General features: G+C 37.4%; 13 protein-coding genes. 6 read left to right on the top strand and 7 right to left on the bottom strand.

From position 1 onward, the window contains the following. Positions 1-157: 157 nt before the first annotated feature. The 3 genes from dxs to H4J70_RS18935 are packed head-to-tail and all read right to left on the bottom strand — an operon-like array spanning position 158 to position 3,232. Complete coding sequence (dxs, locus tag H4J70_RS18945; RefSeq protein WP_182251699.1) at positions 158-2,041, bottom strand: 1-deoxy-D-xylulose-5-phosphate synthase; 1,884 nt, start codon at positions 2,039-2,041, stop codon at positions 158-160. A gap of 37 nt (positions 2,042-2,078) precedes the next feature. Then, on the bottom strand, positions 2,079-2,969 hold the full coding sequence (gene ispA, locus H4J70_RS18940) for a (2E,6E)-farnesyl diphosphate synthase (RefSeq protein ID WP_182216712.1): 891 nt from the start codon (positions 2,967-2,969) through the stop codon (positions 2,079-2,081). Continuing rightward, positions 2,969-3,232 carry an exodeoxyribonuclease VII small subunit gene (locus H4J70_RS18935; RefSeq protein ID WP_070375867.1) on the bottom strand — a complete coding sequence of 88 codons (264 nt, stop codon included), beginning with the start codon at positions 3,230-3,232 and terminating at the stop codon, positions 2,969-2,971. Before H4J70_RS18935 ends, ispA begins: the two co-directional genes overlap by 1 nt. 513 nt (positions 3,233-3,745) lie before the next feature. Here H4J70_RS18935 and pomA point away from each other — a divergent pair. From pomA to thiI, 3 genes are all read left to right on the top strand, one after another. Beyond that, positions 3,746-4,513 carry a flagellar motor protein PomA gene (gene pomA, locus H4J70_RS18930; protein ID WP_182216714.1) on the top strand — a complete coding sequence of 256 codons (768 nt, stop codon included), beginning with the start codon at positions 3,746-3,748 and terminating at the stop codon, positions 4,511-4,513. A 12-nt stretch (positions 4,514-4,525) separates the two neighbouring features. Further along, positions 4,526-5,464 (top strand): flagellar motor protein MotB, encoded by a 939-nt coding sequence (locus H4J70_RS18925; RefSeq protein WP_070375869.1) that lies wholly within the window; start codon positions 4,526-4,528, stop codon positions 5,462-5,464. Between the two features lie 194 nt (positions 5,465-5,658). Then, positions 5,659-7,113, top strand: a complete 1,455-nt coding sequence (gene thiI, locus H4J70_RS18920) for a tRNA uracil 4-sulfurtransferase ThiI (protein WP_070375870.1) — start codon at positions 5,659-5,661, stop codon at positions 7,111-7,113. A gap of 19 nt (positions 7,114-7,132) precedes the next feature. Here thiI and H4J70_RS18915 read toward each other — a convergent pair whose 3' ends face one another. Continuing rightward, entirely contained in the window at positions 7,133-8,053 is a 921-nt protein-coding gene (locus H4J70_RS18915; RefSeq protein ID WP_182251698.1) for a ketopantoate reductase family protein, read from the bottom strand. Position 8,054: 1 nt separating this feature from the next. Continuing rightward, positions 8,055-8,417 carry a VanZ family protein gene (locus H4J70_RS18910; protein WP_182230284.1) on the bottom strand — a complete coding sequence of 121 codons (363 nt, stop codon included), beginning with the start codon at positions 8,415-8,417 and terminating at the stop codon, positions 8,055-8,057. 145 nt (positions 8,418-8,562) lie between these two features. Here H4J70_RS18910 and H4J70_RS18905 point away from each other — a divergent pair, with 145 nt between their 5' ends. Further along, on the top strand, positions 8,563-9,045 hold the full coding sequence (locus tag H4J70_RS18905; protein ID WP_182216720.1) for a YajQ family cyclic di-GMP-binding protein: 483 nt from the start codon (positions 8,563-8,565) through the stop codon (positions 9,043-9,045). Positions 9,046-9,286: 241 nt separating this feature from the next. Then, positions 9,287-10,642 (top strand): sodium-dependent transporter, encoded by a 1,356-nt coding sequence (locus H4J70_RS18900; protein WP_182222795.1) that lies wholly within the window; start codon positions 9,287-9,289, stop codon positions 10,640-10,642. A 204-nt stretch (positions 10,643-10,846) separates the two neighbouring features. Here the strand turns inward: H4J70_RS18900 and H4J70_RS18895 are convergent, their stop codons facing one another. Continuing rightward, positions 10,847-11,554: a TIGR01621 family pseudouridine synthase gene (locus H4J70_RS18895; protein ID WP_182251697.1), complete on the bottom strand. Its 708-nt coding sequence runs from the start codon at positions 11,552-11,554 to the stop codon at positions 10,847-10,849. Next, positions 11,555-12,916, bottom strand: coding sequence for a Na+/H+ antiporter NhaC family protein (locus H4J70_RS18890; protein ID WP_182251696.1), 1,362 nt, complete (start codon positions 12,914-12,916; stop codon positions 11,555-11,557). Between the two features lie 270 nt (positions 12,917-13,186). Between H4J70_RS18890 and gshA the strand changes: the two genes are divergently transcribed. Then, on the top strand, positions 13,187-14,758 hold the full coding sequence (gshA, locus tag H4J70_RS18885) for a glutamate--cysteine ligase (RefSeq protein WP_310740382.1): 1,572 nt from the start codon (positions 13,187-13,189) through the stop codon (positions 14,756-14,758). Positions 14,759-15,020: the final 262 nt, after the last annotated feature.

Here is a 15,020-nt window from a genome sequence, read left to right as displayed (position 1 = left end):
ATATTATTTAAGCAGATAAAGACAAGTTTTTAAAGAAAAAATAATAATTAGTCGTAACAATCTAAGAATAATTAGAAGGAAAGAGAAGGGGGGATAAAGATTAAGTCACTAATAATTAACTATTATTAGTGACTTTTGGTGGGCGTTTTAACAATATTTAGCGTTCAATAAAATGGGTTATTTTATCAATAATACCTTTACTATCTAAACCAAGCTCTTGATGAATCTCTTGTTGGGTACCATGCTTGATAAAGGTATCAGGTAAGCCAATATTTAATATTTTAATCGCAACACCTTGGCTTAGTATATATTCATTGACTGCTGAACCTGCGCCACCTGCAATTGCATTATCTTCAACGGTCACAATAACACTATGGCTTTTTACAATGTGGTCGATAAGTGTTACATCAAGCGGTTTTATAAAACGCATATCAATGAGCGTAGTATTTAATTGTTGAGCCGCTACTTTGGCTTCATCAAAAGTACTACCAAAGTTTAAAATGGCAACCTTCGGCTCAGCACTATCAGTGGTTGTTTCTAAAATAGTTTTTGCTTTACCTATTTCAATTGTCTCGCTGATGTCAGGTAAAGGCGCACCATTGCCTGACCCTCTTGGATAACGAACAGCCGCAGGACCATCATGCTTAAAACCCGTGCTAAGCATCAATTGACATTCTCTTTCATCCGATGGCGCCATAATAACAATATTTGGAACACAACGCATAAAGCTTAAATCAAACGAGCCTTGATGAGTTGGCCCGTCTGCGCCAACAATGCCGGCTCGGTCAATCGCGAACAAAACGGGTAAGTTTTGGATCGCCACATCATGAATGAATTGATCGTAACCACGCTGTAAAAAGCTTGAATAAATAGCGACTACCGGTTTTTTACCGCCAATAGCGAGACCCGCAGCAAAAGTTACCGCGTGTTGTTCTGCAATCGCGACATCAAAGTACTGCTTAGGAAAGCGCTGACTAAATTCAACCATGCCAGAGCCTTCACCCATGGCAGGTGTGATGGCTATTAGTGAATCATTATTTTCTGCTGTTCTGCAGAGCCAATCGCCAAATATTTTTGAATAAGTGGGTAAACATGGCTTACTCTTTGGCAAACTCGTTTGTGCGGGATCAAATTTAGGGACAGCATGATATTTTATCGGGTCTTGCTCTGCTGCGTGATAACCTTTGCCTTTTTTCGTGGCAATATGAAGGATTTGAGGCCCTTTTAAGTTACGCATATTAGTAATGGTATCAACCAAACCATTGACATCATGACCGTCGATAGGGCCAATGTAATTAAAGCCTAACTCTTCAAAAAAGGTACTGGGTACAACCATGCCTTTTAAATGTTCTTCTGCACGACTTGCTAATTCTTTAATAGGTGGAATACCCTTTAGTATGCGCTTACCACCCTCGCGTATTCCTGTATATATACTGCCAGATAACAATCGAGCAAAGTGATTATTCAATGCACCAACATTTTCTGAAATTGACATTTCATTGTCATTTAAAATAACCAGCATATCGCTTTTAATATCACCAGCATGATTTAACGCTTCAAAAGCCATACCTGCTGTCATTGCGCCGTCACCAATAACAGCAACAACTTTACGATTTTTTGCTTCTTGTTCTGCAGCAACAGCCATACCTAGTGCCGCAGAGATAGACGTGCTTGAATGGCCAACACTTAATACATCATATTCACTTTCTTCACGCCACGGAAAAGGGTGCAAACCATCTTTTTGACGAATAGTATGCAGTTGATCGCGCCGACCCGTTAAAATTTTATGTGGATAAGCTTGATGGCCAACATCCCATATAAGGTGATCAAAAGGCGTTTTATAAACATAATGTAATGCGACCGTTAATTCTATTGTGCCTAAACCAGAAGCAAAATGGCCACTACTTTTACTTACAGAACTTAATAAGTAACTACGCAGTTCTGTACTGGCCTGAATTAGCTGGCTTTTATTTAACATGCGCAGATCGTCAGGAGAATTTATATTGGCCAATAAAGGGTAGTCGGCAAGATTTATAGTCATATTTATTTTGTTTATTCTTTAAATTGCAAGAGCAAGATCAATGAGCGCGTTTGATAATAAACGTCGCAAATTGAGCTAAGTTATCTGTATTGTAGGGTAAAGTTGCTAAAGCTTGAAGTGCTTGTTGATATAAGTTGTCAGCTTTTTGCTGAGCGCCCTGTAAACCTAATAGCGCAGGGTAGGTACTTTTATTAGAGGAAACGTCTGAACCTGCTGGTTTTCCTAGTTCTTCTTCACTAGAAATAATATCAATTATATCATCGCGCACTTGATAGGCTAAACCAATATGATCAGCATAAATGGCGAGTTGGTGCTTTTCATCGGCAGAAATATCGTTACTTAACTCTGTAACCATGGTCACAGAAGCTTTTAACAACGCACCTGTTTTTAGTGAATGTAGTTTTTCTAGTTCAGCTAAAGTGATCACTTTATCGGTCGCAGAAATATCAAGTGCTTGTCCACCGCACATGCCTTGGTAACCTGAAGCATTGACTAATTGACGGATTAAGCTAATACGTTTTGATTCAACCGCGGCGCTAAAGTTATGATTAACTAAAATATCAAAGGCAAGTGTCTGTAAACTATCACCTGCTAAAATAGCGGTCGCTTCATCAAACGCTTTATGACAAGTTGGTTGCCCACGACGTAAATCATCATCATCCATCGAAGGTAAGTCATCATGAATTAATGAAAAAGCATGGATACATTCTAATGCTGCCGCAATACCGTCAACGTCAGATAATTCAAGTCCCAGTGCATCACCGGTAATATAACTTAAATAAGGACGCATACGCTTACCACCAATTAATAAGCCGTATTGCATTGCTGATAGCAATTTTTGATCATTTATTTCATAAGCGGCTAATTTGTCGGCAAGGTATTCATTAATGCGCGTTTGATAAAAGTCGAGTTGGTATAATTGGGTCACTAATTACTACCCAAACTTTCTGAGTCAACTTCGTTTTCAAAATCTTCAAGTTGGGCTTTACCATTTTTAGTCAGTAAAATTTGAATTTTTTGTTCAGCATTTTTTAACTTTTCTTGACTGGCTTGGCTGAGATTTAAGCCGCGCTCAAAAAGGGTCATTGAATCTTCTAAACTCAATGCTCCTTGTTCTAAATTCTGAACAATAGTTTCAAGTTCTAAGAGTGATTCTTCAAAGCTTAAGTTTTCTATTTTTTTCTTAGCCATCATCGAGAGTTCAGTGATTAAATATCTAGGCGCAAATTTATACCAAACGCCTTAATTAATCAATAAACTTCAAATGCTTTTGCCCCTTAATGACTATCATATACTTTCTATTGTCGGTCATTCTATGACTATATTGGCGCTTATATTTATCGTTAAAGCGCTGCGGTTAACGATAACTAGATAAATATAAATTGGGTAAGCTTAAATATGGCGAATTTAGTTGGCAGTATTAACTGTCTCTGGGCTATACGTTGTTAAAGATATTGAACAATTATTTTGTTCAGCAAAGTTAACCTTAAAAATAGCGACTAATTACTTAAGTTATTGACAATATGGGCGATAATAAACTTATAGAACCGTAAGCCATTCATATGCAGTTTTAACTGCGCGCTTTGGATGGTTACGGTTAAATCACGAGTGTGGATAAGAATATAAGTATTCGCGTATCGTAATACCTTAATGTATTATCAAATAATACGACTATCCGTATCATTTTTTTGTGGAGACTTTTTTGTGGATATAGCAACAATATTAGGTGTAGTAGGCGCAATAGGTTTACTCATTATGGCAATGATGCTGTCTGGTGATATCGGCATGTTTATTGACGTTCAGTCAGTTATTATTGTTTTTGGTGGTTCAATATTTGTTGTTTTATCTAACTATAATCTTGGTCAGTTTTTTGGAATTGGGAAAATTATAGGTAAGGCTTTTATGTTTAAAATTGAACAGCCTGACGACCTTATTGAAAAATCAGTTGAAATGGCTGACGCCGCTCGTAAAGGGGGGTTTTTGGCTTTAGAAGAAGCAGAGATAACTAACGGCTTTATGCAAAAAGGGGTCGATATGTTGGTCGATGGCCACGATGCAGATGTAGTACGTGGCACACTAAAAAAAGATATTGAGCTTACTGCTGAACGCCATGAAACAGGCGTAGGTATGATGATGGCACTTGCTGATGTGGCACCCGCGATGGGCATGATTGGCACCTTAATTGGTTTGGTTGCGATGTTATCAAACATGGATGACCCCAAATCTATTGGTCCAGCTATGGCGGTTGCACTACTAACAACCCTATATGGAGCATTCCTCGCTAACGTTATTGCCATTCCTATAGCGTCAAAACTCAGGCTTCGCCTTGCTGAAGAAAAAATGAACCAGGAGCTTATTCTTGACGCTATTCTGGGTATTCAAGACGGACAAAATCCACGTGTCATCGAAGGGTTACTTAAAAACTATCTTGCTGAAGGTAAACGTGCTGTAAATACCACAGAAGAAGAGTAACGGGAGTAATTTATGGCTGAAAAATGTAAATGTCCACCTCCGGGGCTTCCCGCTTGGATGGGTACTTTTGCTGACTTAATGTCACTATTGATGTGCTTTTTCGTTTTGCTGTTATCTTTTTCTGAAATGGATGTTTTAAAGTTTAAACAAATTGCAGGTTCGATGAAGTTTGCGTTTGGTGTACAAAATAAGATTGAAGTAAAAGATATTCCTAAAGGCACCAGTATTATTGCGCAAGAATTTCGCCCGGGTAAACCTGAGCCAACACCTATAGAAGTTATTCAACAGCAAACCATGGAAATGACCCAACAGATGCTAGAGTTTCAAGCAGGTGATGAAACCTCTGCTGGTGGTCGACAAGAACAACGAGGTACAGAACGTGGTGGACAATCACAAAGTACTGCAGATGAAATGTCAGCCCAAGCAATGCAAAAGGCCCAAGACGAATTAGAGCAGGCTTCGCAAGAGCAAGTAAATGAATTAGTTAAAAAAATTGCTGATCAATTAGAACAACAAATTCAAGATGGTGCCATAGAGCTTGAATCTCTCGGACAACAAGTGATTATTCGTATTCGTGAAAATGGTTCTTTTCCTTCGGGTTCTGCTTTTTTACAACCACAGTTTCGCCCTATTATTAGAGAAATAGGTGAGCTACTCAACACGGTTCCGGGTGAAATTATGGTTTCTGCACACACAGATGATCGCGGTATTAGTTCAGAGTTATTTTCTTCAAATTGGGATTTATCAAGTAAACGAGCTGTCGCTATTGCTCATGAATTAATTAAAGTCCCTGAGTTTGACCAGTCACGTTTACTGGTTGTTGGTCATGCCGATACAAGACCGGTAGTGCCTAATACTAACGCGCTAAATCGCAGAAGAAACCGTCGTGTTGAGATTTCAATTAACCAAGGTAAAGCAAAGGAAACCGAACCTGTTTCTATTATTAAATAATAAATTAAGCCGATAAATTCAACTATCGTGATGGCGTTAAGTGATAAACCCCCGTTTATTGCTTAGCGTACATTTTTCAACTTACTCTTCATTTCAACTTACTCTTTATTTCAATTTCGTGTATAATTCGCGCCATTATTTTTGTCGGCCGATTATGGCCTTTAGTCTAGTTTTATATTTAGGGTCGTTTGTTCATGAAATTCATCGTAAAACTCCAATCTGAAATTGCTGTAAAGAGTCGCCCGGTTCGTAAGCGCTTTACTAAAATTTTAGAATCCAGCATTAAAAATGTTTTACGACGTGTTGATGAGCAAATTACCACTCAGGCAAACTGGGATAATATAGAGGTTAATACTAAAAATAACTGTCCTAAAAATCGTTTGGCACTTATTGATACCTTAAAATGTGTGCCGGGCATCGCTCATTTTCTTGAAGTTCAACAAACAACCTATACAGATGTGCATAACATTTTTGAAAAAACATTAGCAGCACACGAAAAGACAATTGAAAATAAAACGTTTTGTGTAAGAGCTAAACGAATTGGAACACACGACTTCAATTCCTTACAAGTTGAACAATATGTTGGCGGTGGTTTAAACGAGCACGTTGAATCCGCTAAAGTTAAATTGAAAAAACCTGATGTAACTATTCGATTAGAAATAAAAGATGAATACTTATTTATTGTCACAGAACGACATCAAGGACTAGGTGGTTTCCCAATAGCAAGCCAAGAAGATGTTTTATCATTAATGTCAGGTGGTTTTGATTCGGGTGTATCAAGTTTTCAAATGATCAGAAAGGGTGCTCGTACTCATTACTGTTTCTTTAACTTGGGTGGCGCTGCGCATGAAGTTGGCGTAAAACAAGTGAGTTACTACTTATGGAATAAATTCGGTGCATCACACAAAGTAAAGTTCTTTTCGGTTGATTTTGAACCGGTTGTTGCTGAAATTTTAGAAAATGTTGAAAACGGTCAAATGGGCGTTATTCTAAAACGTATGATGATGCGTGCTGCTGCGAAAATAGCGAAAAGAGCGAATATAGAATCTTTAGTTACGGGTGAAGCGTTAGGTCAAGTATCTAGCCAGACATTAACTAATTTAAATGTGATAGACCGAGTTACTGATACGTTAATTCTCCGTCCATTAGTCGCTTATGATAAACAAGATATTATTGATATCGCCCGTAAAATTGGTACTGAAGACTTTGCTAAAACTATTCCGGAATATTGTGGTGTAATATCAAAGCGCCCAACCATTAAAGCGGTATTATCTAAAATTGAAGCAGAAGAAGAAAACTTTGATTTTGATGTTTTAGACAAGGTTGTTGAAGCAACGCGTATGTACGATATACGTGATATTGGTAAAGAAAGTGAAGAAGAAATTCATGCAGTTGATACAGTAGACGATCTTCCTAGCGATTCAATCGTTATTGACATTAGAAGCCCTGATGAAGAAGACGAAAATCCTCTAGAACTTGAAAACGTCAACGTTGTTCATATTCCTTTTTATAAGCTATCTAATAAGTTTAGTGAGCTAGAGCAAGACAAAGAATATTTACTGTATTGTGATCAAGGTATAATGAGTAAGCTACAAGCACTTTACTTAATTGGTGAAGGCTATAAGAACGTTAAAGTTTACCGTCCTTAATATGACTCGTTAACTCGGGTCAATATTTATCCTCAAGTGCTTTAACAGCTAACCATAGTTGAGTATTTATCGCTGTGGTTAGTTTATGTTTCTCCCCTAAACGGTGAATGTAACCGTTGATATACTCTATTTCTGTACGACGTTTATTACGCACATCAGCGCGCATCGAAGAGGTGTTTCTATTGGTGCTTTTAGCAACATTATGGATTAGCTGTCGTAATAAAATTTCACTTAATATTACGCCTTCCTTCGTCGCTACAGCAACGACTTCACTGATAATATCTTCGGTCATTCTTTGGTAAGCTTTTTGATTTACTTCACCATTTTCAATGTCGTTTAGTGCTGAAATAGGGTTGATCACACAGTTAATGGCTAGCTTTTTCCATTGCGCTTGTTGAATGTTTTCTTGCCAGCTAAGCTGTTTCAGGCTTTTATTAAGGTGTTCTAACAATTGCTTTTGCTTTATTGAGTCCAGCGTCCCATAAATAATACCCAGATCGCTATGGCCCATACCTGTATGTTTAACATGATAAGGGGCGACTTTTTTAGCGCCTTGCGTAAGTAACAAAGCCAATAAACATTGTGATGGTTTAAGTCGTGGGCTAATTTCTTCGAGAGTTCCTAAACCATTGTGGGTAAGAATAATAACTGCATCGTCACTGATTAAATGATCAACAGCTTTCAACGCCTCGGTGACTTGATAAGATTTTACACAAAAAATTATAACGTCAGCACTGGCTATTAATTGGTTATCAGCCATTGTAAATGGAAAGCTTTTTGCAATATCATTCATTTCACTAAAAAGGTAATCAGATAATGTTGTTGGCGTTGACGGCCACAATGACACTAAGTTATCACCTTGTTGGTTAATTATCGCTTGAGAAAGCCGATGATAACAAAGTAAACCTATTGCACCTTGGCCAACAATAACAATATTCATCTTATCTTTTTATGCCTTTGGGCTGTTGATAAAGTAAAAAAATCCACTGAAGAACAGCAAAGAAAGATATGCCTACAACATCAGCGACAAAGTCAAAAAATTCCCCACTGCGAAAGCCTAAGTAATACTGGCTTAATTCAGTCAATGCACTATAAAAAAATAAACAAATAACCGTATTGATTAAAGGTAGTTTCATCAAACCGACTAAAATCCAAGTCAGACCAAAAAAACCAATAACATGGCCAATAGTATCTATTTGTATTTTATTAATAACGGTGGTTTTTAAATCGTCAGGGATCAAAAAAATCAGTGCTAATACCAGTAAAAAAACTAATATAATTAGTAGTTGAATGTAACGTTTCATTAAAGGGTAATTTTATGAAGTCATTAGTTTAGAATTATTCATCATAACATGTGAAAATAGCGGTTGCGATCACCTTTACCCGCTAGTGGTAATCTTGCTAAGATTGCCAACACTTAAATTATTGAATTATCGAAAGGTCAAGATCATGCCCTCAATGGATATCGTTTCCGAAATTAATTTGGAAGAAGTAAGAAATGCAACTGAAAACTGCAAGAGAGAATTAGAAACGCGTTTTGATTTTCGTGGTGTTGAAGCGAGCATTGAATGGAAAAAGCCCAATGTGGTAATAAAAGCTGAAGGTGACTTTCAAATAAAACAACTGGTAGATATGGTGCGCGTGCAGTTGGCAAAGCGTAATATCGATGCTAAAGCCCTGACCCTTTCTAATACTGAGCATACAGGTAGAACCTTCACTCAAAATCTTTCATTTAAAGAAGGTATTGAGCAGCCTATCGCTAAAAAAGTCATTAAGTTAATTAAAGACAGTAAGTTAAAAGTACAAGCGGGCATTCAAGGCGATCAAGTACGAGTGACTGGTAAAAAACGTGATGATTTACAAGCGGTCATGCAATTAATTCGTGAAGGCGATCTAGAGCAATCTTTTCAGTTTAATAACTTTCGCGACTAATACAGCGCTTTCTTAATACGTTCAGTCTTTGAAGGGTGAATATCTTAATACTAAAAAACAGCACTATCGGTGCTGTTTTTTTATACGTTTACTTTTTGTTTTACCCGGTAAGTAATCTTATCTTTACAAGTACACGATGATTTTAGTGACAAATTGCTTACCTTTAGACAATTAACGCTGTTGTTTTGATGACACATTAAGTAGATTAACCGCATTCTAATAATAATAAAGATTACGTTTAATGAGTGTTTCAAGAGGTGGGTTTAGTTCTCGGATTGGTTTTATCATGGCAGCGGCAGGTTCCGCTGTTGGTTTAGGCAATATTTGGGGATTCCCAACACAAACAGCAAGTAATGGTGGTGCTGCTTTTGTTTTAGTTTATTTAGTTTTAGCCTTTTGCTTAGCTTACCCTGCATTTATGGCCGAATTATTGATAGGCCGATACGGGCAAGCGAATGCAGTTAGCTCGTTAGAAAAAATGTCACGCAGTCTTTGGCAGAAAAAATTCGCCTTCTTTGTTGGTTTTGGAGGCATAGTTTGTGCGGCACTTATTCTTAGTTTCTATGGGATTCTAGCTGGCTGGATGATGTCTTATGCCGTTGAACCCGTTTTAACCTTTGTTGGTTTAAGTGATGCAGCGCAATGGGTTATTTCACAATCTTTGTGGCGTAATTTAGGCTTTACCGCCTTATTCATGGTCTTGACCGTTTTTATTATTCGCCATGGCGTTGAAGATGGTATTGAAAAATGGTCAAAACGTTTAATGCCAATGTTGATCGGTTTATTAATACTGTTAATTATTTATGTTGTTACCTTAGATGGTGCAGCTGAGGGATTAAATGCTTATTTGAACCCTGATTTTTCCCGTGTATTTGAAGCTGATTTATTAATTAGCGCATTAGGGCAAGCCTTCTTCTCTTTGTCACTAGGCACCAGTGTGATGATTATTTATGGTTCATATATTTCTAAAAAAGAGAATTTAATTACCCTAGGTGCACAAGTCACGCTTATTGATGTGTCTATCGCATTCCTAGCCGGCTTATTAATTATTCCTGCTATGTATGTTGCTCAAGCGCAAGGCGTGGCGATATTTGCTGATGATGGCAGTTTAATCAATGGTTCAAGTCTGGTCTTTACTGTCTTACCCAGTTTATTTGAAAGCATGGGTAATGTGGGCAGTTTTGTCGCTTTTGCTTTCTTCTTATTAATGTCTATTGCCGCTTTAACATCTTCTATTTCAATGCTTGAAGGACCGGTATCTTACGTGGTTGAGCGTCATGACCTTCCAAGAGAAAAAGCGACCACCTTAATTGGTATTGGTATTTTCTTATTGAGCGTGGTTATCGTTTTAAATATTGAAACTATGCTCGATTTTGTTGCCATTTCTGCTACGCAATATGGGCAACCTATTATAGCGATGCTATGTTGTGTTTTTGTTGGCTGGATTTGGCATAGAAATGATGTGCTTATGGAGCTTAAGCAAGGTCATGATAGTGCAGAGCATAGTGTGTTTTGGAAAATTTGGCCTTGGTATACCAAGTTTGTTTGTCCAACAGCGATAGGTGTCGTGTTTATTCATTCATTAAATCTTTTTTAAAACAGTAGAGTTTAAAAATGAACATAAAAAAAGCGAGCTTAGCTCGCTTTTTTTATGTTCACAGTCTCAGTGAATTGGTTAGGATGACTATGCGTTAGTAAGTGGGATGGTGTTTTTCTTTCACCTTTGTCGTCATGCTGAATTTATTTCAGTATCAGGATGACGAAGTCTTGGCCTAGATGACGCGTTCAGTAGTGGACGTTGCTAGCTTATATTTGGCCAAGTAAGTGACCAAGGGGTCTTAATGGCCTCTAATTGTTGTTGGCAAGATTCACTTAAATATTTCTCTCCAGAAGATGGGCAAAGTACAAATTGATATTTTTCCCCATCTAAAGTGAAGCTCAGCGCGTATGCATGTAAATAACCACGTTGCTCTTGATAAGCGTCTTGCGTTGCGTAAAGTGGATCACCGAGTATTGGAGAGCCAATACTGGATAAGGCAACACGTAGTTGGTGGGTTTTACCACTTCGCGGTTTTAATAAATACAAACGCTGACCATCGCTAAGTGAATACGACAAAAACTGTGTAATCGCGGGGTTGACTTGTGTTCGTAGTAATTTCCACATGCCTCGGCGACTTTTTTCCATATCGCCTTTAATCAAACCTTGTTTTTTCTTAGGTTTTTTATCACTGATCGCCAGGTAATATTTTTCAATCTTATGTTGTTCAAATAACGTTTGAAACTGTTGCGTAGTCGCTAAGTTTTTTGCAAAAATCATTAAACCTGAAGTCATTTTATCAAGGCGATGCACCGGGAATAAATCATCAAATTTACCTTGCGCTTTTCCCTGTTTTTTAACTTGGTTGAAAAAACCTTGCTCAAGGTCGCCTTCATCATGGAAGTTAACATCGGCCGGTTTCTCTACAATAATAAAATTATTGTGTTCAAAAATTATATTAATCGATTGCACTTATGAAAGCCCTAATCCTACGAAGATATAAAGAATAATTGTGAGCACAGCACCAAATAATGCATAAGGTAATTGTGTCTTAACATGTTCGAAATGATCACAACCACTGGCGATGGATGCAACCACGGTAGTATCAGAAATAGGAGAGGCGTGGTCGCCAAATACGCCACCACCTAACACTGCTGCGACTAAAAATTCTATGGGTAACCCACTCTGTTGAGCGATAGGTACAGCAATAGGCACCAATATAGCAAAAGTCCCCCAAGAGGTTCCTGTTGCAAAAGCCATTAACGCCGCGGCAATAAAAATAACGGGTGCCATTAAAAATAACGGCAGTTCAACATTAAATAATTCACTGACATAAATACCTGTGCCCAAACCTTTTATTGCGTCACCAAAAGCAAATGACAAGACTAAAATGGCAACAGCAGGAAACATATGTTTAATGCCTGCAGCTGAGCTGAGGGTTATTTCTTTAACACTAAGGAGTTTATTCAAGGTAATTAATAGCACTAATAAAATAAAAGCGCTGATGATTGACCAAAATACAGCAAATGAGCCTGAGCCACGGCGTATGTCGCCATCACCTGTTATCCACAATAAAATTAGGGTCAGTGCTAATAACGTTAATAAAGGCAACCACATGATATAGGCTGGCGCTATTTGTTTTACAGTATCTTGTTGCTGGTCGGTTACCAAAGACTCTGCTCTTTTCATTGGACCATAAATTTTTCCGCTGTAGGCGGTATAAAAAGCCAATGAAATAGCGATTATTGCGTAAAAATTATAACTAACAGTACCGATTAGAACACCCACTGAGTCGGCAAGTTGATAATCATCAAGTAACCCTAATACATAAGCACCCCAGCCGTTTACTAATAATAAAATGCTTACTGGCGCGCAAGTTGAGTCAATTAGGTAGGCTAGCTTTGCGCGGCTCATTTTATATTTATCAAAGAGTTTCTGACTAGCCATACCAGCAGTAAACATACTTAAATTAGTATCGGTAAAAATACTGGTACCAATAATTGTCGGCAGCATACTCGCTTGTCGAGCGTTTTTGACTAAATTTAATGAGGACAGTTTTTCGATAAAACCATTAACCGCGCCTGATTTATTCATTAGGGTTACTAACGCGCCAATTAATAAACTAAAACTAACGATATAAAGGTTACTGGTAGAAGTGAATATACCACCAATCGCCAAAAAACCATCGGTTAAGCCCGTTATTATTTGCCAGTTTGTCGACATTATACTTGCTAAAATTAAACCGCAGAATAAAGCTAGTAGAGCGTTTTTTCGCCAAATGGCAATCACAATAGCAACAAGTGGAGGAAGTAATGATAAAGGACTGTCTTGCATGATTTTAACTATTTTCTTATTATTATCTTATAAGGCACTTTACCGTAAGCGCTAATGTTTAGAAACTGCTTTGTAAGAGATTCATACAAATTTGATTAGTTTTATTTTGAAAATAAAACTAGCGTATTACGGTCTAGTGCTTTTAGAAAATGAATGTTTATTTTGAGGATGTCACTTAAGATTGATTTTTAATACGATAAAGTATTGAAAAGTTAATTATTACCCTCAAATAGTCAATAGCAGCTACGCTTAATGTATTAGGGATTATTTTTGAAACTTTCTTTTGATGACTATGTAATGGCATTTAGCCAAGATGAACATTTATCTTCCTTAACAGGCATTGGGCGAGGCATAGAACGAGAAGGCTTACGCGTTTTACCTGAAGGACGTTTGTCATTAGCCCCCCACCATAAAAGCTTAGGCGCTGCGTTAACACATCCTAATATCACTACGGACTACTCAGAAACGTTATTAGAGTTTATTACACCGGTGAGTTTTGATCCCGAAACAACTATCGCGCAATTACAAGATATTCAAAAATATACCTTAAGTAAAATTGATGGCGAACTGCTGTGGCCAATGAGTATGCCATGTTTTGTTGATAATGATGATGCTATACCGCTAGCAAACTATGGTTCATCAAACGTAGGTCAAATGAAAACAGCCTATCGTCAAGGGCTAAAAAATCGCTATGGTAGTATGATGCAGGTTATTTCTGGTATTCATTTTAATTTCTCATTTTCTCAAGATTTTTGGCAAAGTATGCAAAAAATTTCAGAAAATAAGGCACCGATAAATGATTTTATATCAGAAAAATATTTTTCATTATTACGTAACTACAAACGATATTGCTGGTTGATACCTTACCTTTACGGTAGCTCGCCAACTATTTGTGGTTCATTTTTGAAAAATAAAACCACCACGCTTCCTTTCAAAAAGTCAGCGAGTGGTTATATGTACCTTGAGTACGCTACATCGTTGAGAATGAGTGATTTAGGTTACACCAACAGCGAGCAAGCATCGTTGAAAATTTGTTATAACGATTTAAGTGGTTACTTAGATGGTGTACAAAATGCGATTAATTTACCTTCAGAAAAGTTTGCTGCCTTTGGTGTAAAGGTTAACGGAAAATATCAGCAACTTAACAGTAATATTTTACAGATTGAGAATGAACTTTATGCGCCTATTCGGCCTAAGCAAGTTGCTAAATCTGGAGAGAAACCCTCAGAAGCATTAAGAAATAGAGGGGTTGAATACATTGAAGTACGCGCCCTTGATGTTAATCCATTCTCTGATACGGGGATAAGCATTGAGCAAGTTTATTTTCTCGATGTTTTCATTACCTATTGTGCCTTAGCAGATAGCCCTTTATTTACTTATCAACAACAAGAAAGCTGCGATGCCAATATGGACGAAGTTGTTGTTCGAGGCAGAGATCCACTTTTACTACTCAATGATAATGGTTGTGATAAATCAGTGAAAGCCTGGGGCAGTGAAATTTTCCAACAAATGGAGAAAGTCGCAATCTTATTAGATAGTGCTTATGGCAGTGACAAATATAGTCAAGCGGTGGCCAATGAACAACAAAAATTGCTTGATCCTAATTTAACACCTTCCGCTCAATTACTTGATTGTGTGGTAAATCAAAATCAAAGCTTAACAGGCATCGCTTTACAAAAAGCACAAGACTATCGTCAACAGTTACTAGCGGCAGATTATCAGGTGTTTAATGAGCAGTATTTTATTGACGCGGCAACAAAGTCACATCAAGGGCAAAAGGATATTGAAAACGCTGACCAAGTAGATTTTGATACTTTTTTAGCTGACTATTTTGGTAAATAGTCTTTAATAATTACTCGCCAGAATAGCGCGTTAGTTAACGTGCTATTTCATCTTTCACTCCTGACAATAAAACTCTTGTTCAAGTATAATCGTTCTCTTAAGCCCTCACTTCCTTGTTGCGTTGACTTTACTCATTTCATTTTGCTAAATAATAAGCAAACATTTTGCTAAATAATAGGCAAAAAAAAACGCATTACTTAAAAAAGAATGCGCAATAAAAACATAATAACTAAGGGAAACATAAACACTTATAAAGTAAGAG

This window comes from Colwellia sp. BRX8-9, assembly GCF_014077245.1.
In the GTDB taxonomy this organism is placed as follows: domain Bacteria; phylum Pseudomonadota; class Gammaproteobacteria; order Enterobacterales; family Alteromonadaceae; genus Colwellia_A.
Note: the sequence above shows the minus strand (reverse complement) of the source record. Positions and strands in the feature narration are given on the sequence as shown.

What these genes read in the sequence shown, in the direction of transcription:
- H4J70_RS18910 (WP_182230284.1), bottom strand. Translation starts at nt 8,417, where the DNA reads ATGAAACGTTACATTCAACTACTAATTATATTAGTTTTTTTACTGGTA.
- H4J70_RS18915 (WP_182251698.1), bottom strand. Translation starts at nt 8,053, where the DNA reads ATGAATATTGTTATTGTTGGCCAAGGTGCAATAGGTTTACTTTGTTAT.
- H4J70_RS18890 (WP_182251696.1), bottom strand. Translation starts at nt 12,916, where the DNA reads ATGCAAGACAGTCCTTTATCATTACTTCCTCCACTTGTTGCTATTGTG.
- thiI (WP_070375870.1), top strand. Translation starts at nt 5,659, where the DNA reads ATGAAATTCATCGTAAAACTCCAATCTGAAATTGCTGTAAAGAGTCGC.
- H4J70_RS18925 (WP_070375869.1), top strand. Translation starts at nt 4,526, where the DNA reads ATGGCTGAAAAATGTAAATGTCCACCTCCGGGGCTTCCCGCTTGGATG.
- H4J70_RS18900 (WP_182222795.1), top strand. Translation starts at nt 9,287, where the DNA reads ATGAGTGTTTCAAGAGGTGGGTTTAGTTCTCGGATTGGTTTTATCATG.
- H4J70_RS18905 (WP_182216720.1), top strand. Translation starts at nt 8,563, where the DNA reads ATGCCCTCAATGGATATCGTTTCCGAAATTAATTTGGAAGAAGTAAGA.
- H4J70_RS18935 (WP_070375867.1), bottom strand. Translation starts at nt 3,232, where the DNA reads ATGGCTAAGAAAAAAATAGAAAACTTAAGCTTTGAAGAATCACTCTTA.
- dxs (WP_182251699.1), bottom strand. Translation starts at nt 2,041, where the DNA reads ATGACTATAAATCTTGCCGACTACCCTTTATTGGCCAATATAAATTCT.